This is a genomic window from Streptomyces sp. NPDC055239 (genome assembly GCF_053606205.1).
In genome coordinates, this window is record NZ_JBSGRD010000006.1 from 140276 (window position 1) to 164799 (window position 24524).

A 24524-nucleotide genomic window follows, 5' to 3' on the forward strand; every position below is an offset into this window, starting at 1 on the left:
CCTCTTCGTCTCGCCGCTGATCCCGGTGATCCGTTCCGCCCGCCGCCGTGCCGAGGCGATCTTCAACCAGCCGGGCGCGGGCCGCGTAGAGGACCGGCTCGTGACGCGGGTACAGCTGTGGCGCGCGCTCGTCGGCCTGGCTGCGAGCCTCTTCCTGATCTACGCCTACGGCGCGGACGAGGGCTGGAGCGGCGTCGCCAACGACGGCGTGGTGAAGCTGATCCTCGCCCCGCTGCTGCTCATCTTCACCGGGCCACTGGTCGTCATAGGCTTCATCCGCTACGCGCCCGCCGCGCAGAGGCGCGTGCTCCGCTCCCGCCTGCGTGCGCCGCTCAAGGCGGTGGGCTGGTACGTCGGCATTCTGGTGGGCGTAGGCCTGGTACTGGCTGGCAGCGCCGTGCTCCTGAAACAGAACTACGGCACGCTCCTGAACGGCCTGGTGGCGCTCGTCCTGCTCATCGGCCTCATCTGGCTACTGCCGTTCCTCCTCTTCGCCTCCGCCTACGCCGCCCGCTACGCCTTCAACACCTCGAACGTCCACGCCGCTCTCCCGGCCGCGCTCACCGTCGTACTCGTCTGGGAACTGACGCTCTTCAGCGCCGCACTCGACGGCGGACTGCCGCACGGACCACCGATCGCACAGTGGGCCGCGGTCCTCGGCGGCCCGATCTCGGTGACGGCGGTGGCCCTATGGGAACTCCACCGCATGCGCACCCGCCACGGCGTCCGCATCCGCCCCTGAGACTGAGACTGAGGCGTCGCAACTAGTCCTGTGCACGCGACAGCGACAGGCTGATCCGACGCCGAGTGACGTCGACTTCGAGGATCTTCACGGAGAGGGTGTCGCCCACTCGGATCTCGCTCTCGGCGAATTCGGAGTTGTGCACCAGGCCCTCGAAGCCGTCGTCCCGGTCTTCGATGCGGACGAAGGCGCCGAACGGCACGAGCTTCGTGACGCGGCCGGTGACGATGTGCCCGACCTGCTGGGCGAGTCCCTCCATCGGATCGTCTTGCAGCGCTTTCAGCGAAAGGGAGACGCGCTCCCGCTCCATGTCGACGTCGAGGATCTCGGCAGTGATCTCCTGGCCCACGGCCACGACGTCAGTGGGGAAGACGATGGGCCGCCAGGACAGTTCGGGAATGTTGATCATCGCGGTGAAGCCGCCGATGTCCACGAACGTGACGCCGAAGTCGGCGATCACGGTCACCGTCCCGGTGCGGACCTGGCCTCTGCGAAGGGTCTTCAGGAAGGCCCAGCGCCGGTCGCTCGGAGTCGGCTCGGTCCTCCACCGGGCCCGCAGCACACCGTCACTGTCGGGCAGGACGGCGGTGCACAGCGGATGGCGCTCATCGGTGTAGAGGGACAGTACGGCCGCGGCACGGGCGCCGCTGACATGCTCGGTCAGTTCGGCGAACTGAGTCTCGTCGGCGACGGCGCTGGTGATGTGCCCGTCCTCGTTCTCCCAGACGACTTCGACCAGACCCTCGTCGGGGAGGCCGGCAAGGACCGTATCGACGTCCGGGGAGAGGTCGGGCCAGACGGCCAGCTGGGCGCGCGGCGTGAGGCGGGCGCGTACCGCGTCCACCGTGTCGCTGGTGATGCGATGCCAGCGTGATGCGTTGCCGACGAAGCACTCTTCCAAGAGTGCGGCTCCGGCGACGGACCAGCTCAGTTGTGCCACTCGCGCCCAGAAGTCATCGTCGGCGGGGCGCTGTTCGCCACCTTGTTCGCCGCCCCCTTCGTCGTCGAGAGCCGCGTCGTAGGGGGAGGCGTCCAGGCGCTCAGGGAACAGCCCAAGGGCGCGGGTGCGGGCGAGGGCTGTCTCGGACGGCGTACGGGTACCCACATAGACGTACTGGTCCCACCCGACGTGTACGGCGAAGGCACCTTCCACCTCAAGGCGGCACCAGGCGCCGTTGTCGCGGAGCATCGCCCGGACCAGTTCCAGACCTATGGCCAGGGGCACCGTCGCGCCGTCGTGGTAGCCGGTGAGGTCTGGCGGGAAGATACCTGCCAGTCCGTGGCCGGGTACTGCGGGCTCCAGGCCGAATTGCCAGAGACCGGCGATCTGCGGCTCCCGTATGGCCAGTTGACCGATACCTACACCGACACCGACACCGGCGTCTGCGGCGAAGGCGGCAACCGCCCGCAGATACGCTTCTTCGACCGGCCCGTGGTCGCTGGTCGTCTCGGCGGAGCCGATGTAGCTGCCGCGCTCGTCGCGGTCGGCGGGGTCGTATTTGGTGACCCGGTAGACGTACGGCAGCACGTCACTGCCCGCCATCGGGGCGCCCTGCGAGACGACGGCACGTTATGTAGCTGATGGACGCATGCATTGCCGCGAGTGTACGGATGAAGCTGCTGACCGAACGCATCATTTTGTGGTCGCGAGTCCGGCCCAGGCTCGGCGGCAAACTCGCTGACGCGTGCTCCGTTGCGGAAGACGGTGAGGGGCCGGCGTCCGGCGCGCTCCCTCGACATCTGCCGCACGCGACTGGAGAGCCTGCATGTCGCCTGGAAGCACGCGAAGCCCGCGTGTGTGAACGGCCCAGGGGCCGTTCGCCTGCTGCCGATCCATCGGCAAGGCGGGCTCGGCGCTGGTAGTCGCGGCGGGTGAACTGGACGCCGGTCAGGACGATCAAGTAGTCCGCCATGTCCTCCTGTGGTGCGCAGGTCACGCGGCGATGAGGCGACTGGTGAAGCCGGCGCGGATGAGGGATTCGTACGCTGCATGTACGTCCTCCGGGACCTCCTGCTCGATGGCGAATCCGAGCTTCGGATACTCGATCACCCGCTGGATGTCGCCCACGAGCATGTCCAGGACGAGCTTCTCGTCGCCGATGCTCTTCAGGTAGTCGTCGAACTCCAGGGGCTCCGACGCACAGAGGATCTGGACGTCGGGCCACAGCTTGCAGGCGGTCGCGAACGATCGCCTTTCCATATAGGGCTTGGAGATCAGCAGCACCCTGGTCGGGTGAACACAGGCGGCTGCGAGGACCTCGCGGGCCAGGGTGATGTTCTGCCCGGTGTTCGTCGCGTCGGGCTCCAGCAGGATCGCCTCCGCCGGGACGCCGAGGCCGACGGCGTGCTCGCGGAAATGGACGGCCTCGCCCCGAGGGAAGACCTTGGCAGTGGTGGGGCTGTTGCCGCCGGTGAACACCAGGGTCGGGAAGAGGCCGGAGCGGTAGAGCTCGGCGGAGTGGGTCGCGACGCCGAGATCGTGGCTGCCCAGACCGATCGCCACGTCGACGGGACGCAGTTCGTGCTGCATCTGGTGGTAGTCCCAGATCAACTTGGCCTGGTGCCACTGGTCCTCGGTGATGGCCTGCTGGTCGTTGCGCACGCGATCTTCTCCCTGGTCACCGTTGCCGGGGGCCGGTCGGCCCCTCTCTCATGGCCTTGATGCCCTCGATACTGCGCAGTTGGTGCACGAGTCCGTACTGCGCGGCAGCCTTGGCGGCCTGTCCGAGGACGAGGAGTCCATCATCCCGGGTCGCCTCGTCGGAGAGCAGGATGTGGCCATGAGCGGTGTCCAGTCGCACGCGTTGCATGGGTGAGTCAGCTGTGCCGCTGCTGCGGGCGATGTCGAGGAAGTGCAGCGCCTGTGTGAGGTCGCCGGCGCCGCGGCGGGCCAGGGCGATCTTCTGATGGGCCACCGACCAGTCATCAGGTTCGGTGAGGTCTTCGAAGTCGCGGGTGGCGGACTGCATGACGCGGGTCGCGTAGTCATGCCGACCGTCCTTACTCAGCGCGGTCCCCACCCACAGCCGAGCCCTGGCACGGTCGCGGCGGGAGAGCCGGTCGTCGACGGCGAGGGTCTCGTAGTTGCGGGCGGCGACCTCGAGCTTCCCGGACATCTCCGCGACAACCGCGAGGGACAGGTCGAGCTGGGCGACGCGGCGGGGGATGTCTAGCTGGCTGAAGACGGCGCGGGCGCCGGCGTAGGAGTGATGGGCGGAGAGCGGGCCGAGCACAGCGCCCTGATCGCGCTTGAGGTCCCCGAGCAGGGCGGTGGAGCGGGCGAACAGATACAGGCCCTTCTCATCCAGCTCGGGGGCCTTGAACCGGCTCAGCCATCGCGTCAGGAGACTGTCGGCGAAGGCGAAGTTCTGCTGGGACAGGGCGACCACGACACGGTCCAGGTCATCGGCCCAGGACTCGTACTCCCAGGCTCGAGGGCCGGAGGCGGTGACGCGGCGCCGAGCAGCGGTCAGCGGGCTGGCCATCTCGGACAGGAGCGTCTCGAAGCGCAGGTGGACGGAGGCATCCGCGCGGCCGAGGGCGGTGTCGAGGATGGCCTGGGTGTCGGGTCTTGGCTCGGTGCCGGCGAGCTTGGCCTCCCACTTGGAGACGGTCGCGACGGCCAGGCCGAGCTGCTGGGCGAAGGCCCGCACGCTCAGTCGCAGGGCGAGTCGCAGGGCCTTGGCCTCCAGGCCGGTCCAGTGGTGCACGGTCGCCACACGTCACTCCCTTCCACACGTCATCGAAGCACGGCCGTGCAGCCGCCGGGACGGAAGTGGAACGGAAGTAGAACAGCCGTTTATTGGAACGGAGTTGAGATGCGGCCACGCTTAACACGTCACCACTCGTCGAGCCTCTTGGACGGTCCCCAGCATGGAACCACTCACGGAGCATCGCCCGGTCAGCGGCCCGGTCGTTTACGGCTTTCTGCGGCTGGTGCGGGCCTCCCAAGCACGGCAGCGCGCGCTGGTCGCCTCGCTCGCCGAGTACTGCCGCACCCACGAGCTGCAGTTGTCCGGCGTCTTCACCGACCGCGACGCGGCCGCAGACGCAACGTCAGCGGCGTTCATCGGGCTGTTGGACGTGCTCGCGCTGCCGGACGTCTATGGCGTTGTCGCTCCGGCCATGTCGCACCTGGGCCCCAAGGCCGTAGCCGCCGAACGCGGGCGCCGGATCGAGACGGTCGGCTCTCGGCTGCTGCTGGTCCGCCGCTCCCGCACCGCGCACCCGTCCGTCCCCCGCAGCGGCCCCGTCCGCCGTCGGTGTCCCGGCACCACCCGCGTCCTGGACGCCGAGTCGTGAGGACCGTAATGACCGAGACGATGCAGCGCTTCTTCGATGGGCGGCCAGAATCGGTCTGCCAGGCAAGGACGTTCACCACAGACATCCTCACCGAGTGGGGTCTGCTCGGCCGGGTCGAGGACATCCGGCTCTGTGTCTCCGAGCTCGCTACCAACGCTCTGGTTCACGGCACTGCTCCTGGACACGGCTTCCTGGTCAAGCTCGATGCCGACGAAGAAGTCGTACGCCTGGAAGTGCACGACAGTCGCCGCCAGCACCCCGAAGCCCGCCAGGCCGTCGGCACGGACACCTCCGGGCGCGGGCTGGTCCTGGTCAACGAGCTCGCCGACGGCTGGGGAGCCGAAGACCGCACTCCGCTCGGAAAGATTGTCTGGTCCCGCTTCAAGGACGCGGGAGGGACGCCAGCATGAACGTCGTGATTACCCAGCCCGGCCCTGAGCTGCGGCTGCTGGTTTCGCTCGCCGCTTGCACTCGGCCCGGCACCAGCGAGAGAGCTGCCCCTGGATGCCGCGCTTGCGGCCGACCGGAAGCTGTTCGGACGCGCCCGCACCCGCTGAACCTGGATCTTCCCGTAAAGCACCGGACGGTCGGATGAGAGAGGGAACTGCCATGGAATCTTTCGAACGTGCCCGACTGGACGCCTACTTCGCCCGGATCGCTGCCCAGTTCGCCCCTGACGAGCAGACCACGTCGTTCCTGATCACCCACCTGCTGGCCGAGCGACCCGCGTTCGTCCGCGCGGTCGCCGCGATGACCCGGCTCACTGCGGTACTGCCCAAGCCGAAGTCCGTCCACCCGGGCGCGAAGTGTGAGGTCGAGAGGACATACACGATAGACACGCTTACCCGCGAGATGTTCGGCGAGGCCGACGACGCTCTGGACTACTTCGAATCTCGGGCCGCCGACCGGACCGTCGCCTTACTGGACGTCGGCGGCTACTTCGCCCCCAGCCTTGCCGATGTCCACAGCCGGTTCACCGGCCGGCTCGCCGGGGTGATCGAGGACACTGAGAACGGGCACCGTCGCTACGAGAACCTCGACAAACTGCCTTGCCCCGTCATCTCCGTCGCTCGCTCGCCCCTGAAGGACCCCGAGGACTTCCTCGTCGGCCAGTCCGTGGTCTTCTCCACCGAAGCCGTCATGCGCGGCCGTGGCGACATTCTCCACGGCCGCCCCGCCCTGGTCATCGGCTTCGGCAAGCTCGGCTCCTCGATCGCCCGCCTCCTGCATGCCAAGGGAGTCCAGGTCACCGTGTTCGACATCGACCCGGTCCGGCGCACTCAGGCCCTCTCCCAGGGCTTCACCGTCGCCCGCGACCGGGAGGCCGGTCTGACCGGAGCCGGCTTGGTGCTCTGCGCGACCGGCGCCGTTTCCCTGCGCGGCGAGGACTTTTCCCACCTGCGCAACGGCGCCTACGTCGCCACCGTCACCTCCAGCGAGGACGAACTCGAACTCGCGGGACTTCCGGACGTCTACACCCGAGCGCAGGTCGGCGACTACGTCACGCGTTACCAGACCACCGGCCATTACTTCTATCTGGCGAACGGCGGCAACGCCGTCAACTTCATCCACGGCGCCAGCGTTGGACCGTTCATCTTCTTGGTCCAGGCCGAGATCCTCGCCGCGATCAGGATGCTCACCCGCGGCGACCTCGCCCCGGGCATCCACGAGGTCCGCGCACCCGACCGCGAAGCCATCGCGGCGACCTGGCTCTCCTACTTCAACAGGTGATCACCATGACCGTCACAGCCGACCACTTTCGCACCACCATCGCCGCCTACCTCGACCAGCACCCCGAGGACAGGCACGAACTCGCCGTCGTCCTCGGACTCCTGGAGAACAGCGACGATCTCACCAGCCGCAAGACCCTGCCCGGCCACGCCACCGCCGGCGCGATCCTCGTCGGTGATGACGGCCGAATCCTGCACATTCTCCACAACGCGACCCAGAAGTGGTTGTTGCCTGGTGGTCATCTGGAACACTCGGACATGACGCTCCTGCAGGCCGCAGGCCGGGAGCTCGCCGAGGAGACCGGCATCCCGCCCCGCGTCGTAACCCCCGACAGCGAGATCCCGCTCCACATCGACATCCATCCCATCGACGCCAACCCGGCCAAGGACGAGCCCGCCCACCAGCACTTCGACTTCCGATTTCTCTTCCGTACCACCGCGGATATCGGCGACCTGCAGACCGAAGAGGTCTCGGACGCCGCCTGGCGTGAACTGGACGAGATCGCTGATCCGCGACTGCGGCACCGCGTGGCCGCAAGCCTGGGCTGACTGCCGGGTTTCGCCGGCCGGCCGCCTCGCGTTCGTGCCCTTCGGCGGGCACGGACGCGGGGTGGCCGTTGCGCGGTTCTTCCGTCTCAGGTCGTTAGCGGCGGTGGGCGCGTTCCGAGTGACCCCGGTGCGTGGGAGTGGAGGTGGGCTGCGATGTGGGCGTGTCCGTCGAGGTGCGGTGGGTGCTGTGTGGCCTGCCCGGGAGGCCAGTCCCGGCCGTCCGGATCCGTCGTCGTCCGGTGCTGTTGATGTCAGCTGGTGATGTCAGGCCGTGGGGTGTTCGTCCGGCAGAGGGGCGCGTACGAACTGCGTACGTCGCTCGTCGCAAGCCCCCATGGCGCGGAAGTTCGTTCGTGCCTCCGTGAGGCTCAGTCCGTAGTTGGGACCGCCCCGCACACGGTCGGCGTTGTGATCGTCCTGCCCGTCGTCCTCCCAGAAGCACACGGGGCAGATCTCGAACGTGCCGCGCCCAGCACCTTCGCAAAGGGCCCTCAGCCCTGGCCTCCGACGGTGAGTACCAGCTTGCCGGTGGTGGAGCCGGACTCGATGCGGCGGTGCGCTTCGGCAGCTCGCTCCAGTGGGAGGGCTTCGACCTGCACCCGCATCCGGCCCTCGGCTGCTGCCCCGACGGCACGACGCAGCGCCCGGCCCGCCTGGGCGGGGAAGGCCGCGGAGAACGCGGCGAGGTTGAAGCCGGAGACGCTCTTGTTGCTGAACCACAGCTCGTTGGACGAGATGCCGACGTCGTCGGCGCCCGAGGCGTTGCCCATCACGACCAGGCGGCCCATCGGGGCCAGCAGGTCCAGGCTGGAGCGACGGGCAGGGCCGCCCACCATGTCGACCACGATGTCGAATTCGCCCGCATCGGCGAGGCTGTCCCGCAGGATCGCCTCGTCGTAGCCGAAGCCCCTGGCGGTTTCGATCTTGGCGGCACTGCCCACGGTGCCGACCACCCGGCCCGCGCCCAGCTGCCGTGCGGCCTGGCCGAGTTGGCTGCCCACGCCGCCGGCCGCGGCATGCACCAGTACGCGCTCGCCCGGTTCGATGCGGGCCACCCGGTCGAGCACCAAGAACGCGGTGGTGCTGTTGGACGGAAGCGCCGCGGCTGTCTCCAGGCTCAGGTCGTAGCCATCCAGCGGAGCGATGAGGCCCGCCGACGTGGTGACCACCTCGGCGTAGCCGCCGCTGTCGACGATGGTCAGAGCGGCGACCGGCTGACCCACCAACAGCCCCTCGACGCCGGGGCCGAGCGCCCGGATCCGCCCCGAGACCTCGATACCCGGCACGAAGGGAAGCGGCACGTCCACCACACCCTGGCGGTAAAGTACCTCGGCGAAGTTGGCGCCCGCGTACGCCACATCGATGGAGACCTGGCCCGGACCGGGCTCGGGGATCTTCACCTCGTCAAGGCGCAGAACGTCGGCGGAGCCGAACGAGGGGATGGTGACTGCCTTCATGTACGTGCTGGTGTGCGTCATGAGGATCAGTCTGTCTACGCCGCTCGGCGCCGGACAGTGTCAGCTCATCCTGGGTCTGCCACCACCAGGCTCTCCAGGCCGAGCTTGGCCAGCCGTGACCGGATGGCGCTCGGCTTCCGGCCGAAATGCTTCCCGAGGGTGTCTAGATCCGGTTCTCCTTGCCGGTAAAGCGCAAGGAGGCGAGTGTCGTCTTCCGCCGACCACGGCTGCCCCATTCGCGGATAGCGAGTCCGCAGTTCCTCTGGAGACTCCCGCTTCTTGCCGGGCTCGCCCTGCGGGCAGACGGACTCGATGCTGGCCAGTGGGAACTCCCCGACCAGGGTGCCTTCGAGCCACAGGTTCAGCTGACCATCGTCGAACGTGATCCGGTCGGCTTGGACAGTGGCTGCCCGGCGCAGGACATCAATGTCGTTCGGATCTTGCTGGTAGTCGGTGAACGTCAGACGGAACGCAGTGCGCACGGTTGTTTCCCCCATGACGCCATCCTGCCCCGACTGTCACGTGCGCGGAAGATCGATTTTCGCCCATGCTCTCTGTGCGGTGTGCGGTGTGCGGTGTGCGGTGTGCGGTGTGCTGTTGGCGCTGGCCCGCGCCTCTGAGCGTCTCCAGCGGCAGCTGTACGAGGCGGCAACGATCACCAGCACCGCCGTACCCAGGCAAGCACAAGGGCCCGCGACCAAGGAGGTCGCGGGCCCTTACCCGAGCAGTGCATCCGTACAGATGCTGTCCGTGCCCCCGGCAGGATTCGAACCTGCGACACCCGCTTTAGGAGCGAGGTTGGGCGGTTGCTGGCGCGAGCTGCGAAGACGTGACTTGGAGCAAAGCCCTGAGTCTGCGCTGTTGTCGCCTCCGAGTTCCCGTGAGCCCCCGCCCGTTCTGGCACGAGAGTGGCACGGCCTTGCGGTGGGGCAGCGCCTGCGGGGAATGCTCCGACTCTTCTCCCTCGCCGCCCCAGGCCCGGCGTGTCTCAGCCCAGCGGGACGCGGCGGCGCCAGCGGGCCGACGCCTTTCTGATCCGCCGGGTCTGCAACCAGTCGCCGAACTCCGAGCCCCACCCCCGCGTCTTCAGGACCAGGACGTTCTCCGGATCGTCGGGGCGCTTTCCCAATGTGTCGAGTGCGCCGAGGTGTAGAACATGATCATGGGCATACTCCGCTCCGATGAACACCCAGAAGACGGGGTAGCGGGCAGCTCTCTCCAGCGTGGCGATGATGGCGGCGCCGTCATCCGGCGAGGAGGTCAGCACGACGACAGCGAGTGTGTGGCCGTCCAGATCACCCGTCGCCGCGATGATCGCCTCCAGCGTCGGGGCGAGCGCGAACTCCCCTGGCCCGAAAGCCTTGTTCTTCTTCACCAGACGCTCGGCCGCGTTGCTCTGCCGCTTACCCCGCAGGGCGTCGACCGGGTCACCCTTGGCGAACCACTCGTCGACCCATCGCTCCATGTCCTGCGCCTGGGGCACCGGAACCCGGACCGGCTTCCGCTGAAACACCCAGAACCCGGCGGGCGGCCCACCGAAACTCCTGCGTGCCATGTCCACACAGAACCGCGCGCCGTCGACGGCCAGATAGTCCAGATACCCCTTGGGAGCGCCCACGGCTATCGCGACATTCATACGAACCTCCTGGGCGGCGTTGGACACGGCGGGATCCTGCCACTTCTAGGGCCGGGGTGTCTCCATCAAGCTGTGAGCAATCTTGAAAACCGCCGTGGCGCCAGTCACCGTGGGTTCAAACCCCAGACTCAGCACGCAGGTTGAAGGCTCCTGACGCTGACAAACAGGCCGACTGCCAGAAGGCCCTCAGCGGCGAGGCCACCAAGACCAATAGACCCGACGCTTGCAAAGACCTGAGCCAAGAGGACTACGACACTCTCTCGATGGCCTGGATCATGAAGAACAAAGGCGTCATCGGCCCGGACAGCGACGTCGACACAAGCAAGCTCCTCGGCGCCAACTGCGCCAACTGCGCGGACGGCGAGTTGAGCTGCGGTAGGCCAACTCCTACGGATGCGTGGTTCAGGTGCTGCCAGCCTCTGTAGTTCCTCAACTTGCCCAGCGGAACTTCTGCCAGTGGTTACCTAGTCGATCAGTGGTGTGACCTGCCCTTGAGCTGTGGGCAGTTGTCATCGTTGGTCATCGCTGAGCGTCTTTCCGCGGCCCAGAGACGGCCCAGCAAGGCTCGCGCTTCCGGAGCTCCGCAAGCGATCAACCAAAAGCGAGCGTCGCCAAAGAAGCCACCAGCATCACGGAGGCAAATACCATGACAATCATGGTGAATCGACCATCTGTGATCTTTTCAGGTACCTCAACATTTTCGAGGTTGTGCGGGTCATAGACCACCGCCATCGACTCCCCGACGCGCGCTGGTGGGAACTCGAAGGGCCCTACTGGCACAACCCACTGAGATCCCTCAGCCGGAAACCTCACTTGCACGAAGAGGGTGCCGTGCGACGGGGCGCCCACGTTGACGCACTCCCCGGTGACTGTGACCCCGCGCACCCGCAGCGCCCGCCCGCGCCGAAAGATCCGTACTGCGGCACCAAGCAGGAGTAGCGCCAGTACGGCGCCCAGAATCGCCACCCCAATCACGTGCTGCTCTCCTTAGGTTTCTCAAGAATGACCCATCCCCCCGGATGGCATGCACGCGACGGATTGTGCCACTGATGCTCGTGGGAATCCCGGGCTTACACCTCAGCCCACCACTTCTCCCAGCTCCCATCCCGTCCGCCGTCGACCCACACGTCTGTGGAGCGGGCATGGTTCATGGCGTCCAGGTGGAGCGCGCCACTGTGCGCACGACCGGGACGAAATTCCGCCGGGTACTGGTCCGGCCCATACGAAACAGAGCGTCTTCGGTCTGTGCGGAAATGCTCTGCTAGCGGCTGATCGGGACCTCGTACACGATTTCGCAGAGAGCTGCGGGAACCACAATGTCCGCCGTTTCCACGGGGCGACCGGCCGACCGCCTTGGCGAGATGAGCCGCAAGGACTGGGGTGCCTGCACGAGTGACGACGAACCACCGGAGAGTGGCACATAAGTGGCACGGGCCGGATCATGCAGAAGGGCCAGCCCCGGGGAAAACATCCCTTGAGCTGGCCCTTCTTGCTGTGCCCCCGGCAGGATTCGAACCTGCGACACCCGCTTTAGGAGTTTTCCTTGGGCGGGTCCTTCACCTGCGGAAATGTCGACTGTGGGGCGTCTGCCTGGGCCAACACCTCTCCGTAGTTCTCACGTGTTCGCGGGGTTTCCCGACCTCATGTGTGCTGAATCCGTTCTGCTAGGCGGCCGAGTCGCCTGGAGATACCCACTCGTACGGCACCGATGCCGAGCTGGCGCGGAGGCTACGGGACAGCACGGCGCTCAGGGTTGTTCCGCAGGTCACCTCGTCCTGCGCCGTAGCGGGCGGAGCGAGTCCCAGAGCCCGGTAGAGCCGAACACGGTGAACAACGAAAAGGCCAGTCACGTGACGGCAGTACGTGTCGACGCCGGCCCGAAGAGAACGATGGGAGGCCCAGACAAGCAGTGCGCACGTCGCCACCCACAGCAGCCGTGGCAGCACGCCTGGGATCACGATCGCCCAGAGGGCGGCGGTAGCCGCACACACCAGACCCTGCACCCGGGCAAATACCCGGGTTGCAGCGGCGGTGAGTTCGTCTCGGACGGGTGTCTCCAGGGCCTTGACGAATGGGTCCCAGCAGACGGCGAGGTCGAGTCCGTACATGCGGCGTACTTCGGCCGACACCGAGACGAGCGCGTTGCCCATAGCCGTAGGGAGCAGGTGCTGGGGGTCGCTCACCCGTGGGTACCGCGCGTACGCGGCCCGCCTTCGTGTGGCGCGCCAACCGTTCTGGCTGTTCCAGGCATCCAGGTCTTCGTCGGCCAGACCAGCTGGTGGGGCATGACGCCAGGCGGCCAGGTCACTGCGGCGGGCGTGATGATGGGCCATGCGGTGCCGGGTGTACGCGAGCGCGATCCGTGAGGTGCCCCATCGGCCAGCGAGCACCTCGAGCACGAAGCCGGCCGACGCCGTCAGCGCCCACGCGGACATCACCACGACCGCGGTTGCCGCCGCCGTGAGGACGACAGGCCCCCACGGTCGCTGCGCGGCGATCGTGCACGGCACGTCGGCGGCGAAGTCAGGTGTGCGGCACAGGCGAGTGCCTGAGCCGCGCATCCACAGCATGATCAGTACGCCCGCCAGCCAGAACAGGAGGAGAGGGCCGCCCATGACTGCGCTCCATCGCTTCGCGATGGGCTCGAGTAGTCCTTTGACCAGGTCGCCCAACTTTGCCGCCTAACCCAGGACGAAAGCGTTGCCGGGGTGGACCGGGCAGCAGTCGGCGTCGAAGGGGGAGTCCATGTCACCGTTTGCCTCTTCGGAGCAATCGGCCACCGGGCACGTCCAGACGAGGGCGGATGGATCCGGACCGGGGAGGCTCGCGAAAATCGGCAGCCGAAGCCCTGGGCTGTCAGTTGACGCTTCTGTGTCCGAGCTCGTGCCCCAGCGTTCCGGCAGCGTAGAGACAGCCGAGGACACGGAGTCCTCGGGCGGCGCTGTGTATCCAAGGCCCTGGTGGACAAACGCCGCCCAGTACGAAGGGTCTCCAGCCGGGGCTTTGGCCCTGGTCTTCTTCCCTCGGGTCCCCGCCCGGGCCTCCCTCAGAGCGCGCAGCTGCGCTGTGCGCAGTGCCTCGGCGGGCGGCAGCCCCTCCAAGTTGAGCAGCGTGTGGAAGTCCCGCATTAGTGCGGCGGTCGCGGCATCGTCCACCGCCCACAGCGACCCCACCACGGCCGCCGCGCCCGCCGATCCGAACGCTGTAGCTATACTCAACGCGCCGTCATAGTGAGCGCCGGGTACTGCCGTGGCACAGGCCGACAGGACGACCAGCGGGCCGAGGCTCGGCCCCTGGCTCGCCCAGCGGAGCCGGTCGAGGACCGAGGACACGCTGAGACGTTGTCCGTTTGCCAGCACGAGGTGCGACTCGGCGGCCAGAGCACGACTGCGCGCATGGCAGGCGAAGTGGGCCACGGGGTAGGCGGGCGCGGGGCTACCGACCGGGTCGCTCAGTGCCGACAGCACCGCTCGGGGTGTGGCGGGGACCGATCCGGGCTCGCCGGACCCGCCGAACCGCCGTCCTTTTGAGTAGTACCAGCGGTATAGATCCTCGCCCTCCTGTCGGGCATGCGGCAGATCCATGGTTGGGTCGACGACCACCACGCCGCTTCCCGTGAGCGGCAGGAATGCGCGCAATGTGTACCAGGACAGAGCGTGCGCCGAAGGCGCGTAGCTGAACGCTACTGATTCGATCGCGAAGCGGTGCTCCCACCCTCCGGGCGTCTTCGCACGGTGCCGGGCCGCGTGCCAGGGGACGAGGCCGAGGGTTCCAGACGGAATAACAACGACACGTGGAGTGTCCTCAATCCCCACCGCGGTGAGATGTTCGTAGAGCTCCCTGATTGCTGCCTTCCAGGCCCAATCGCAGACGCCGTGAAGCGCCTTCCGCCAGGACGAATCGGCCGGTGGATTGACAGCTTCGCCAACGCGTAGCTGCTCATTGTGCGCTGCCGTGAAGCTCAGCAACTCGGGTGCGTGCAGCAGAAGGAGGGGCAGCCGCAGCGAGGTGATATGCCCATTCCGGTGGACGATCAGAGCCCATCCGCAGTGCCGACCTGCCAGGAGGTGCACCACGGCATCAATGCCGAGGGAACCGCACCACTCGGAGATGTCTCCCGGGGTCGGTACGGAGGCAACGTCGTTGAAGGCATCGCGCAAGGATTCTCGCATGCCTTCAGGCAAGGGCAGGAGGCGCTGTTCCCTGACGATCTCGGCCAGTTGGCGGTAAGGGACGCTGGACCCCGAGGCACTCCCGTCTGAGTAAACCGTTAGTTCGGTGTCTAGCCCTTGCCCACGCGATCGGAGTCCCAGCCGACTGATACGGGCCCCGAGAACGTCAGCTCCTGCCGCTGCCGCTGTCAGTACGGCTCGCCCCGACTCGATGACTTCCAGAGCGGCGTGGCGCTCACCGGCTTCCAAACACCAGCGAGCCAGTACGTCCATCTCGGCGGCGACGAGTCGGGCCTGCTCAACGGGTCCGGAGCCAGGATGTCCCATCACCACCTCAACGACGCGGTGGTGCATCTCGTCGCGGATCGCCTCAACGTTGTTCCGAAGTTCGGCTGTCGTCCGCGGTCGACGAGGACGCCCGTGTGACGCGGCCCGCTCGTCGAGTTCAGCGCGGGCACGGCGCCACACCTCGGTCTCGGTGCTTTGGCCGTAGTCCCTTTGGCCACGTCGCTCGGCACGAGCCATGCGTTCCGTGGCCAGCGCCATGGCTCGCTCCAAGAAGCTGGCGGCCCGCGTCTTGACTCTCTCGTGGAAGCGGGGGTCGACCAGTACGTCGATGAGAGCCATCGCGGCCGTATCGAGGGCATGGACGCCGTGAGGGTCGTCCTCGTCGTGGGCAGTTGCCGGAAACGTCCGTAGGTCGTGCGCCGTCAGTAGGGCACGTCCGTACTCGACGGTCTGCAGCGCCAGCGTTTCGGAGGGCTGATCGGACCACAGTAAGCAGTGCTTGAGCAGATCGGCGGCGACCGTTGCGTCGGCCGGTGCGCGCAGCACGTCGGCACGGGCGAGCAGGCACTGGGCGAGTTCGAAGGCCGCCGGAAGGTGAGCCCCGTCCGGTCCCACGGCGGCGCGCACCGCTGCGACGGCGGTCAGGACCGCGTCGTCCAGAGCGCGCAGGTCGCCCGCGCGCAGGTACTCGGCGTAGTGTGCGGCGGCTAGCGCCGCGAAAGACCGAGCACGGCCGAGGAAAGCGCGAGCTGTGCGCAAGTCGTATGCGGCGTTGCTTATTTCAAAGCGCCACAGCAACGCCTCACCGAGCGTGCCGAGCCAGGCCATACGGGTCGGGCTCAACTCCGGTAGGGCGGGGGATTCCAGGGCGTGGGTGAGGACAGTGATCAGCCGTTCCAGACGGGTGAGGCTGCCCTGACGCTCGAAGCTGAGCCGAAGGGTCGTGACGAACGCCCCCGTCCACTCCGCCCATTCGGCCGGGTCGAGTTCACCGGAACCGGCCAGGGAGAGGGCATCATCGAGGGCGGCCGCCGCTCTGTCTAGGAAGTCCGGCTCGACCGAGCGTTCGTACATGGCGAGGCAGCTGTAACCGAGACTCGCGTACACCGCCGGTGGGATGGAATCGCCTTGGATGTCGTGCACATCGCGCGATGCCCGTGCGCGCGCGAGGCTGAGATGGGTCTCGTAAGCCCTGTCCAGGTAGGAACTCTCATCTGAGAGCGCGTAGTGATATCGCTGCAGAGCCCCGATCGCACACAACCAGCTTGTCCACACGCCTTGTTCGACGCGTAGTGACGTTGGGTTAGTGGTCTCCCATAGAGAATCGGCTGCGGCTTTGAGATCGCCGACGTCACCTTCAGCTTGGTACCGCATCCGCAGCGCGGCCCCGAGCACGCCCGTCCACACCAGGGACGCGTCGCGCTCACCGGCTCCTTGAGCGAGCCAGATGGCCGCCTGCGCGTTGTCGACCGCCCGGTCGAGGTCCGAAGATCGCCCAATAGCCTCGTAGCGCAGCAGCAGGGACTGAGCCAGATCGCCGAGGGTGAAGGTCCATGCCCAAGGAAGCGGCTCATCTGTGCTGGAATCGATGGCCGTCTGTAGCCTGTCGACTGCCTGGTCCAGTGCTCCGGTGTCGCGGGTGCTGACTGACCGGAGGAGTCGGGTACGGTCGAGGGCGGAGAGCTGGATGTGCTCGGCGGTAGGGGCGTCGTCGACCTCATCTGAGGACGCGTTCAGCGCGTCGCGGATCTGGCAAGTGAGGACTAGCAGAGAGAAACTAGGAATCTCGCTCTCGTAGCCACGGGCGGCTGCCAGGGCAGGCCGAGGAGCTCGATAGGCCGTTCGGTCCCCGCCAGTGTGCACGCGAAGCAGGTCACGCAGCTCGTCCAACCGGTCCCCATCGTGTTCGACTCGTCCCTGAAGTTCGGTGCTTCGGGGCACGGCATATGGGGCGGGCACGTCGGGGAGACGATCGAGCCGCCTCCGTAGGGCCGGAAGGTCCGAGCCGAGGGCACTAGCCGCACCGAGCGCCGCGACGGCGTCGAGGAGCGTGCCCTCACGCCCCGCGCTCTCGTATGCGTCTAAGGCCCGCTCCCCGATGAGCCCTGCACGTCTCTCGAGCGGCAGCTCCCGCTCGTTCCCCCGGAGCCAACGGGCAGTCAACTGCTCTACGACAGCGACGAAATGCTGATGCTCTACCCGTGCCACTGCTGCCCCTCCCCGTACTGCTCCGGCAACAAGGGCACATTACTCGCGCCGGGGCGTCAGCGATGAGAATCGTCGGGAGACCGGGGCCACCGGCGCGGGCAGACTTGAACTGCCGACACCCGCTTTTCCCTGTGGAGGGTTATGACCTGCGGGGACGCCGGGGCCGTGGTCGTTGGCCTGGGCCGGGGAACCACTCGTGGCGTCAACTGTCTGTGATGCCTTGCTGGCTCTTCCTCTCTACTGCCGAAGAATGCTCATGATCTCGCTTGCCTTAGCGATCGCGGCCCTTGGGCCGTAAACCGCCATCGCCGTCAGCACTGCGGCACTGCCAGCGAGAACGAGATCGACACCTGCCGGAAGCCCCATCAGTACGCTGAGACAGAACGCTCCGGCTGCGGCAACGACGACTGCCGCCAGCCGAAGCCCTTCTCTGCTTGATACGGGAACCGCGCCGCGCAGGCTCTGCTCGGGCAGGAGCGTGCTCACCCTTCCAGCCGCGAACGCGTTTCCGATCTTTGCCAGGAGTGCGGCCAGGGTTCGAATCCCGGCGTCGCCTTTCGCATCCACTTGTGTCTCGGCCTGTTGGAGCTTGGCGACCACAAGTGCCGCGTGATGCTTGGCGTTGAGTTGCCGTGGAGACCCGCGACCGACACTGCTGGCGATTCTGTGAACGCGTAGCAGAGAGCGTCGGACGGTGGAGCATGTGTCGTCTAGGTGGCGGAGCGCTTGGTGCCTGTCACTCGTTCCGGCACTGGCCACAGCATCGCACGCCTCGATTGCGGCCATGATCGCCAGCAGCAGCCGGTAACCCGCGATGGCCTTGCTACGTTGGGCTACCCACGTCAGGAGGGGCAGTGTCACAGCGGCCAACATGAGAGCTGATGGAGTTAGGCTCGGCTGCAACTGCTGCGTCTCGATCGTTTTGATCACGGCAATCAATAAGTCACCGGTACCGAGTCCGACCACGAAGGTGAGCAGCGAGTATCGGAGCTTCACGGACCCAGCTGTCTTCTGGCCGGCCTCACGGAACGACTGAATCGGCAGACCTGCCAGACCAAGCCGTTGCAGTGCCTCAGTTGTCGGTGTGATGTCTTTCTCGGAAGTTCTTGCATTCCAAGCCAACCACCACACCTGAAGTGGTGGAATTCGGCGCGCGATCCAGGCGAGGGAGCGGTAGGTCACGACCACGAGGGCGGTAAGTATCACGCCACCGATCACCGACCGTTGAACCGCGGCTACACGCTCCAAGTCAATGTTCATGGAGCGATCCTGGCGTAACGCACTGACACTCACGGGCGATCCGTCCTACGTGGTGACCTTCGCTGAAGGCCAGCCATAGCCGTGGGCATCGACACCATGCGCGAACGTTCGAATTCGGAGGTTTCTCGGGGAACCTCACCGGAACGCGTTCGCATGTCCGGCGCCTGCTAGTCAGGCGCCGTCGGTACCTGCTCAACCGGCCTCGGTATCGCACCTGGCACATCCATCGCTGAACTCAGCCCTGTTCCCGGCGACGTCTACGCCGGCTACGAAGAACCCGACGCCGAGTCAAGGACGAAGGCCCCGCGCCTGGATGCTTACCGCTGTCGAGGGCCGTGTTCTCCGCCGCGCCCTTCGTCCTCGTCATCCACCTCCTCCGCACCGCCTACGACACCGAAGGACGAGCCGACGCGGGCTACGAGGAGATGGCGCCGCCCAATCCAGGGGACAGCCGTTACCGAGGCACGGTCACCGCCGTAAGTTTGCCGTCCCCAAGGTGGAGCCAGCCCCGGCCAGGAGTGAGAGGGCGGCCGACAACGGAGTCTCCCGGCTTGATGCCGATCCAATCACCAGCATGCCGTTCCTGAGGAGACAGCAGGAGGCCGCGGTGGGCTCTCTTCGCTTTGCCCAGCCAGGGGTAGCTCGGCCCGAGCTTGTCTTCATCGCCTGCCAGGACCAGCGCTATACCCTCTTCGAAGCCATGCTCTAGCAGGTTCCGCAGCACACGTCGGGCATCGCACTCTCCCAAGACCTCCGCGTCGTCCATCACGACAACTACCGGCTGTTCAGCGGACGCCACTGACAGGGCCTCCTCAAGTTCGTCGTGCCCGATGTCGCCTTGATCGAAGCAAGCAACCACGCCGTCCCGATCGGCCAACCTCCGTAGAGGCGACGGCCTGGGCGTGGCCAAGGCGAGCTGGGCGCCAGATGCGAGGAGGGAGCGTGCGATGTTCACCAGCGCCGTGGAGCGACCTGACTTTGCGGGCCCGGCCACAACGAACGCGGGAGCCGTGCCGGAGGCCAGATCGGGGCCATAGGCGGTCAGGTCGGCGCCCCCGACACCGGCAAGTGCCCACAACCTCGGTGCCGCCGGGTCGCGCAGTGTCCACGCTTCATCGAAGCTGATGCTGGATGGCAAGGACGCAGAGCGTTTCTGCACCTCCAACGCATCATGCGCCGCGTCCCACAGGCCGAGCAACAGGACGTGATCTTCTTGCGCCAGGCTCGCCATGTGGGAGAAGGCGACAAGTGCCTCCCGTTCGGGCAGCTCATCGTGGGTGTACCAGCGGATCCACGCATCCGACGAGATCCCCGTCTGCTTCTCCATATCGGTGAAGGACCACTTGCGCTTCAGCCTGTGTTCGTCAAGGCGGCGATGCAGCGTGACCAACTCCAGCCGAGCCGGGGAGCGGTCCACCTCGAACTCTCTGCTCCTTACTCCGTAGAACGTCGCGTTCGCCGGCCGTTGTTCCTCCGCGGCGTCAGCCATCCTGACGAAGCCTTCACTACGGCGAACTACACCAAGGAACACTCTCAACGCGTCCTTGTCGTGCCACAGAGCCTGCGCCGCGTTGAGGATCAGTCCCTTCAATGACTCATGCGCGTAGTTGAACTGCGCAGAGTTTTGAGTGGCGTTGGTCGGTGGCTCCTTGCCGGTTGGTGGCTCTTCTGCGGCCTGCCCACCTGGGGCCCCGGTGTCCTGCTTCGGCAAGCCCTCGGAAGCGGCAGTCGCGTCGTTCACGTCACCGTCTCCGACGGATGCTGTGGCATCTGCCGGCGGGTGTACTGATGCTTGGGCGACCGTTTCCCTGACGACCTGCTTCCACAGAGCCTTGAAACGATCAACTTGGCCGTCTACGTCGCTGTGTCGAGCGAATTCGGCCAGGACACGGGCGATCAACTCAAGGCGGCCCCACGGCGGCAAGTCTGGCTTCTGGAAAGTGTCCAACACTGCTTGGTGATTCACGATCCAGTAGTCCTGCGCGTCCTTCCCGACACGGTCGCGAATAGCGCGTGCTGACGGGAGTCCCGCGTCCAGCCTCAGATCGTGGAGCTCGTCGTTCAGCTTCTTCAGGTCAGGCTGGTCAGCTAGATCGGGCCTCTTCCACGGCTGAGCGACCACTATCTCTGCCCCCTCCTGGTGCTTCTGCATCGTTTTCAAATCAGGCGCGCTGGCGCCTGTACTCACGGGCGTCAGGATCTGTCATGCGTGTCATGCAGCGGCTGTTCTTGGCCGATGCTGTCAGCAATCGTCTTGAGCCGTCAGGCCCGTCCGGGAAGCACCCACGCTGAATGCACAAGCCAGTCGATGCCATACGGAAGGTAGATCCTCATGGAACAGATCAGCGTGCGCCTCGTAGTCCTCCTGCTGGTCGGAGCCCTCGTCATCGCCCTGACGCTGCATGCACCCGAAGTCGGCGCGGCCTTGGTGGGAGCCACTGCAGTGGTGGCACTACTCGCCCAACTCATGGGCCGCGAATGACTCTGCCCGGGCGGAGAAGCTTGCAGCCATGGCTCACCAGATCTCCCAATCTGTGGCTCGATACCTTGCGTACGGCTCTACCGAACCCAGGGCACATCTGCGGCTTCATTGAACCTGTGGTGGTGGGTCTCCGCGTCGGTGCCGGTCTTCCTCAATGTCGGCCTGATTCAGCCAGTAGGCGATGTTGTTGCTGATGGTGGTGATGATGGGATGAGCAGGGTCTACGAGGCGTCGTGTGTCTGTGAGCATCCGAGTGAGAATGCGGACGGCTTCTCCGGGCTGGCCAGCGCGTCCGCGCCACATGGCGAGCTTGTCCAGTACCGACAATGTGGCGACGTGATCAGTGCCAAGGTGGCGTTCGATGTGGGTCAGCAGGGCCTGGTAGGTGTCGCTTGCCGTCTGTGCGTCGCCCGTTTCGCCCTGCCAGCGGCCAAGGCTATCGAGGGTCGTCAAAGTTTGGAGGTGGCCAGGGCCCAAGACGCGTTCCTGGTCGGGGAGGAGCTCTTGCAGTGCGGCGATGGCTGCCTGGGGTGCTCCTGCAAAGCCACGCATGACGGCGAGGCTGTGGCGGGTACTGAGAATCTCTGCGCCTTCAGGCACGAGGCGGCGCTGGTGATCACGGAGGACATCCTCCAGCGCTTGTACAGCCTTCTGGTGCTCTCCTGCCCGGCCCAAGCACAGGGCGTGGCTGTGTCGGGAGCTGAGTGTGTCGGGGTGGTGAGGGCCGAGGACTCGGGTTCTGTCGGCGACGACGGCGGCGAGGTTCTCGGATGCGGTGGCCGGATCGGTTCTTTCCTGCAAACGGGCGAGGTTGTGGCGCGCTGCGAGCAGCTCGGGATGATCTGGGCCCAGGACCTCACCCATGTCAGGGATCAGCGCCTGATATCCGTCGATCGCCTTATCCGTCTCGCCCGCTGCTCCCTGCCAACGGGCAAGGCTTTGCCTGGTGGTCAGAGCGCGCAAGTGCCGGGGCCCGAGCGCTCGTGTCTGGTCGGGTAGCAGCGCTTCGAGCAAGCTGACGGCCTCGGCAGCGTTGCCTGCTTCGCCCAGCCAGCGGGCCAGATTGTGGCGGGCGGTCAGGGTGCCATCGGCATCGGGACCGAACTCCTCTTCCATGAGGGGGATCAGCGTGCGGTAAGCGGCAGCAGCCTCTGCTGCGTCACCCGCGACGCCCTTCCAATAACAAAGGTTGTGGAGAGTAGCGAGTATCGCCCCACGGCTCGCTTTGTTGCGCTGCCGGACAGCGAGAATCTCATTGAGGGCCGTGATGGCGCCGCTAGTGTCGCCGGCCGCACCTCGCTCGACTGCAAGGTTGTGACGAGTGACGAGCGTCTCGGGGGCCTCGTAGCCGAGCAACCGGGTCTGGTCCGTCTCAAGACTTTCCAGGGTCTGGATCGCTCCGGCATGATCTCCGGCTTGGCTTTGCCAGCGGGACAGCTCGCTTCGGGCGAAAAGGGTGCGCTGGTGGTCGGCTCCGAGGTGCCGGTGGGCGAGGGGGCCGAGCGCGTCGAAATGGTCTCGTGCCCAGGAAATGTCGCCGGATTCACCCGCGCTGGTGCCCAGTCGGAAGAGGACGGTGTACGCGATGTCGTCCTGCCACAGGGGGTGGTTCTCGCCGTCCTGGTCGTGGGTGGCCAGCGAGCGGGCGCTGGCCCGCAGCCGCAGTGCGTGATCCTGGTCATCCTCGGTGTCGGGCCAGATGTCAAGCAGGGCGTGGGCAGCCGCCGGCAGGACGGTGTCCCTACGTTGTGTCCGGACGTCGGGCGATGAACCAGGAGGTTGCTGCTCGCGCACGGCACGCTGGATGAGCTGGTGCACGCGGACCAGCCATGCGTCGTCACAGCCCTCGCGGGTGTGATCGATGAGATGGAGTCGGTCCAGCGTTGCCAAGGTGTGCTCGGTATCGAGCTCGTCGACGGGTCGGCCTGTTCTGCTGCGCTCGGTCAGCCAAGCGCGTGCGGCGCCGCTGGTGAACAGCGGGGCCGGAATGCCGGTTGTCCCGTCGAGGACGGCGGCTAGTTCCAGCATGGGGCGAGCCAGCATGCCGGTGTGCTGGTCGGCCTGGTCGACGGAGATGTCCCACAGCGCTGCCAGTGAGCTGGTCGTAGAACTGCCGCGCACGGCAGGGATCAGTCGTTCAAGGGTGAGCCGACGGTCTGCGAGCAGGCTTCGGTAACGAGGGATGCTGCACGAGGCGTTGTAGTCGAGGTATGCGCCGGCCCGCGACAGCGCCAGGGGAAGATGACCAAGGTCATCGGCGAGCCCCGCCAGATCCGCGTCGGCATCGGCGGGCACCGCCCGTTGCAGCGTGTTGCGCAGGTGGGTGAGGGATTCCTCGGCCGTGAAGACGCCAACCGGTAGGAATGGATGTCCACTTGCTGTGACGAGATCCCTTTCGCGGCTGCGCGTGGTGACGATGACCCTCCCACGACCGGCGGTGCATCGAGGCACCCACAGTCCCTCAAGTGCACCGGGGGAGTGCACGTCGTCGAGGACGATGAGCCAGCTGAGTTCGGTGACACGGAGCCAGTTGAGGAATTGCTCAGCGGCATACGTGGTGTTCTCACCGCTGGGGACCAGCTCAAGATCGCGGGCTGCCTGAGCATAGGCACCGGTCACGGCAGGCGTGTTGTTCGCCGTCACCCACATCAGCATGTCCACTCCACCGCCTGCCTCGTCAGCGGCACGGCGGCAGTAGTCGGCGGCCAGGCTGGTTTTGCCGACGCCTCCGGCTCCTGTGATCACGCGCCCTCTGACAGCTGCGCTGGCTGCGTCCCCGATGTCACTGTCCTCGGGGCCATCCAGAGCGCGTGCCAGGGCATCGCGATGTCCCCGCTCGACGAGCACATCGGCTGGTTCGGGGACCAGGCCTATGCGCAGCGGCTTTGCACTGCGAGGCTTATCGCCAAGCTGCTTCTGCGTGCGGGTCCCGGACGCCGCAGTGTCGCGGCGGGCTGTGGTTCTGCTTTGCTCGGCCGCTCGGCGTAGGTTCTCCCACCGAGCACGGGACTGTGGCCCGGGCCTGCAACCGGCCCGGCTATCGAGGAGTTCGGTCAGGAAGGCGAAGGACGCTCCGGCCCGCGGAACACTCTGAGCGCTGAACCACGTGCTGAGAGTGCTCTTGGTCAGGGCGACGGGAGGAGACTGCCGCTTGCCCAGCTGGATGATCTGACCGAACGTGAGCCCAGATGCTTGCCGCCTTGCCCTCAGCTCCTCGGCCAGGCGTGAGGCTGCCGCCGGGACGTCCGCCATGCCATTCCCCGTTCGTTCCGAACCTTCTACGAACCCTATTCCTTGCCTGTCTGACCACCACATACCTGTAGTTCGGCGGGACTTACTGCTCGCCGAACCCCGATCCGAACAGGTCAGGTGACCTGTGACCGATCGCTTGGTTGGTCAAGTCCACGGATGGGTTAGATAATGCGCATTCTCTGTCGTAAAGCGCGGTATGTATGGCGAACGCCAAGGCTGCGGCGGCGGATCGCCACTCTCGTTGTGCGGTGGATTGTCGGTGCCGCGCTGCGGACGCTGGCGGGCCTCTTGTGGGGGTGGTGGACCAGCTAGTGACGGACTTCGGGGCCGGGTTGGTCATCGCCACTAGAGACGGTGCGGGGTGGGGTCTGATCCTGCTGAGGCCCCGGTGTCCGCCGAATCGTTGAGAAGAGAGCTGGCGATCGACGTGGACAGATCGAGGCTGA

The 24524-nt window shown here is 66.4% G+C and carries 19 protein-coding genes; 6 read left to right on the forward strand and 13 right to left on the reverse strand.

Features of this window, described 5'->3' with window-relative positions; genetic code table 11:
- The first annotated feature begins 25 nt into the window (after nucleotides 1–25).
- The gene (locus ACWFRJ_RS21010) at nucleotides 26–742 is read left to right on the forward strand and encodes a hypothetical protein (protein ID WP_453532762.1); all 717 of its coding nucleotides are present in this window, start codon (nucleotides 26–28) and stop codon (nucleotides 740–742) included.
- 22 nt (nucleotides 743–764) lie between these two features.
- Here the strand turns inward: ACWFRJ_RS21010 and ACWFRJ_RS21015 are convergent, their stop codons facing one another.
- From ACWFRJ_RS21015 to ACWFRJ_RS21025, 3 genes are all read right to left on the reverse strand, one after another.
- Entirely contained in the window at nucleotides 765–2285 is a 1521-nt protein-coding gene (locus tag ACWFRJ_RS21015; RefSeq protein ID WP_453532765.1) for a S1 RNA-binding domain-containing protein, read from the reverse strand.
- A gap of 390 nt (nucleotides 2286–2675) precedes the next feature.
- Entirely contained in the window at nucleotides 2676–3344 is a 669-nt protein-coding gene (locus tag ACWFRJ_RS21020) for a YdcF family protein (RefSeq protein WP_453532768.1), read from the reverse strand.
- 16 nt (nucleotides 3345–3360) lie between these two features.
- Nucleotides 3361–4461: a helix-turn-helix domain-containing protein gene (locus ACWFRJ_RS21025; protein ID WP_453532771.1), complete on the reverse strand. Its 1101-nt coding sequence runs from the start codon at nucleotides 4459–4461 to the stop codon at nucleotides 3361–3363.
- 154 nt (nucleotides 4462–4615) lie between these two features.
- On the opposite strand from ACWFRJ_RS21025, the gene ACWFRJ_RS21030 reads away from it, so the two are divergent.
- The 4 genes from ACWFRJ_RS21030 to ACWFRJ_RS21045 all read left to right on the forward strand — a co-directional run bounded on the left by ACWFRJ_RS21030 (nucleotide 4616) and on the right by ACWFRJ_RS21045 (nucleotide 7323).
- A complete protein-coding gene (locus tag ACWFRJ_RS21030) occupies nucleotides 4616–5044 on the forward strand; it encodes a hypothetical protein (RefSeq protein ID WP_453532774.1) in 429 nt (142 codons plus the stop codon).
- An 8-nt stretch (nucleotides 5045–5052) separates the two neighbouring features.
- Nucleotides 5053–5454, forward strand: coding sequence for an ATP-binding protein (locus tag ACWFRJ_RS21035; RefSeq protein WP_453532777.1), 402 nt, complete (start codon nucleotides 5053–5055; stop codon nucleotides 5452–5454).
- A 199-nt stretch (nucleotides 5455–5653) separates the two neighbouring features.
- Entirely contained in the window at nucleotides 5654–6775 is a 1122-nt protein-coding gene (locus ACWFRJ_RS21040) for an NAD-binding protein (protein WP_453532780.1), read from the forward strand.
- Between the two features lie 5 nt (nucleotides 6776–6780).
- Nucleotides 6781–7323, forward strand: coding sequence for an NUDIX hydrolase (locus tag ACWFRJ_RS21045; protein WP_453532783.1), 543 nt, complete (start codon nucleotides 6781–6783; stop codon nucleotides 7321–7323).
- 264 nt (nucleotides 7324–7587) lie between these two features.
- Here the strand turns inward: ACWFRJ_RS21045 and ACWFRJ_RS21050 are convergent, their stop codons facing one another.
- The 9 genes from ACWFRJ_RS21050 to ACWFRJ_RS21090 form a co-directional block, all read right to left on the reverse strand.
- Nucleotides 7588–7818: a CPCC family cysteine-rich protein gene (locus ACWFRJ_RS21050; RefSeq protein ID WP_453533518.1), complete on the reverse strand. Its 231-nt coding sequence runs from the start codon at nucleotides 7816–7818 to the stop codon at nucleotides 7588–7590.
- The gene (locus ACWFRJ_RS21055; RefSeq protein WP_453532786.1) at nucleotides 7815–8801 is read right to left on the reverse strand and encodes a quinone oxidoreductase family protein; all 987 of its coding nucleotides are present in this window, start codon (nucleotides 8799–8801) and stop codon (nucleotides 7815–7817) included. The genes ACWFRJ_RS21050 and ACWFRJ_RS21055 overlap by 4 nt, the downstream gene beginning before the upstream one ends.
- A 44-nt stretch (nucleotides 8802–8845) precedes the next feature.
- On the reverse strand, nucleotides 8846–9277 hold the full coding sequence (locus ACWFRJ_RS21060) for a hypothetical protein (protein WP_453532789.1): 432 nt from the start codon (nucleotides 9275–9277) through the stop codon (nucleotides 8846–8848).
- Between the two features lie 491 nt (nucleotides 9278–9768).
- Nucleotides 9769–10416: a hypothetical protein gene (locus ACWFRJ_RS21065; protein ID WP_453532792.1), complete on the reverse strand. Its 648-nt coding sequence runs from the start codon at nucleotides 10414–10416 to the stop codon at nucleotides 9769–9771.
- Between the two features lie 591 nt (nucleotides 10417–11007).
- Nucleotides 11008–11391 carry a hypothetical protein gene (locus ACWFRJ_RS21070; RefSeq protein WP_453532795.1) on the reverse strand — a complete coding sequence of 128 codons (384 nt, stop codon included), beginning with the start codon at nucleotides 11389–11391 and terminating at the stop codon, nucleotides 11008–11010.
- A 689-nt stretch (nucleotides 11392–12080) separates the two neighbouring features.
- Complete coding sequence (locus tag ACWFRJ_RS21075; protein ID WP_453532798.1) at nucleotides 12081–13031, reverse strand: hypothetical protein; 951 nt, start codon at nucleotides 13029–13031, stop codon at nucleotides 12081–12083.
- 66 nt (nucleotides 13032–13097) lie between these two features.
- Nucleotides 13098–16766, reverse strand: coding sequence for a CHAT domain-containing protein (locus ACWFRJ_RS21080; protein WP_453532801.1), 3669 nt, complete (start codon nucleotides 16764–16766; stop codon nucleotides 13098–13100).
- A gap of 555 nt (nucleotides 16767–17321) precedes the next feature.
- Nucleotides 17322–18344, reverse strand: a complete 1023-nt coding sequence (locus ACWFRJ_RS21085; RefSeq protein WP_453532804.1) for a hypothetical protein — start codon at nucleotides 18342–18344, stop codon at nucleotides 17322–17324.
- Between the two features lie 454 nt (nucleotides 18345–18798).
- A complete protein-coding gene (locus tag ACWFRJ_RS21090) occupies nucleotides 18799–20532 on the reverse strand; it encodes a hypothetical protein (RefSeq protein ID WP_453532807.1) in 1734 nt (577 codons plus the stop codon).
- A 144-nt stretch (nucleotides 20533–20676) separates the two neighbouring features.
- Between ACWFRJ_RS21090 and ACWFRJ_RS21095 the strand changes: the two genes are divergently transcribed.
- Nucleotides 20677–20826, forward strand: coding sequence for a hypothetical protein (locus ACWFRJ_RS21095; RefSeq protein WP_453532810.1), 150 nt, complete (start codon nucleotides 20677–20679; stop codon nucleotides 20824–20826).
- Between the two features lie 105 nt (nucleotides 20827–20931).
- On the opposite strand, the gene ACWFRJ_RS21100 is transcribed toward ACWFRJ_RS21095, so the two are convergent.
- Nucleotides 20932–24078 carry a tetratricopeptide repeat protein gene (locus tag ACWFRJ_RS21100; RefSeq protein WP_453532812.1) on the reverse strand — a complete coding sequence of 1049 codons (3147 nt, stop codon included), beginning with the start codon at nucleotides 24076–24078 and terminating at the stop codon, nucleotides 20932–20934.
- Nucleotides 24079–24524: the final 446 nt, after the last annotated feature.

Coding starts and splice junctions, on each gene's coding strand:
- ACWFRJ_RS21015 (WP_453532765.1), bottom strand. CDS start 2,285: ATGGCGGGCAGTGACGTGCTGCCGTACGTCTACCGGGTCACCAAATAC.
- ACWFRJ_RS21030 (WP_453532774.1), top strand. CDS start 4,616: ATGGAACCACTCACGGAGCATCGCCCGGTCAGCGGCCCGGTCGTTTAC.
- ACWFRJ_RS21035 (WP_453532777.1), top strand. CDS start 5,053: ATGACCGAGACGATGCAGCGCTTCTTCGATGGGCGGCCAGAATCGGTC.
- ACWFRJ_RS21040 (WP_453532780.1), top strand. CDS start 5,654: ATGGAATCTTTCGAACGTGCCCGACTGGACGCCTACTTCGCCCGGATC.
- ACWFRJ_RS21045 (WP_453532783.1), top strand. CDS start 6,781: ATGACCGTCACAGCCGACCACTTTCGCACCACCATCGCCGCCTACCTC.
- ACWFRJ_RS21055 (WP_453532786.1), bottom strand. CDS start 8,801: ATGACGCACACCAGCACGTACATGAAGGCAGTCACCATCCCCTCGTTC.
- ACWFRJ_RS21060 (WP_453532789.1), bottom strand. CDS start 9,277: ATGGGGGAAACAACCGTGCGCACTGCGTTCCGTCTGACGTTCACCGAC.
- ACWFRJ_RS21065 (WP_453532792.1), bottom strand. CDS start 10,416: ATGAATGTCGCGATAGCCGTGGGCGCTCCCAAGGGGTATCTGGACTAT.
- ACWFRJ_RS21075 (WP_453532798.1), bottom strand. CDS start 13,031: ATGGGCGGCCCTCTCCTCCTGTTCTGGCTGGCGGGCGTACTGATCATG.
- ACWFRJ_RS21085 (WP_453532804.1), bottom strand. CDS start 18,344: ATGAACATTGACTTGGAGCGTGTAGCCGCGGTTCAACGGTCGGTGATC.
- ACWFRJ_RS21095 (WP_453532810.1), top strand. CDS start 20,677: ATGGAACAGATCAGCGTGCGCCTCGTAGTCCTCCTGCTGGTCGGAGCC.
- ACWFRJ_RS21100 (WP_453532812.1), bottom strand. CDS start 24,078: ATGGCGGACGTCCCGGCGGCAGCCTCACGCCTGGCCGAGGAGCTGAGG.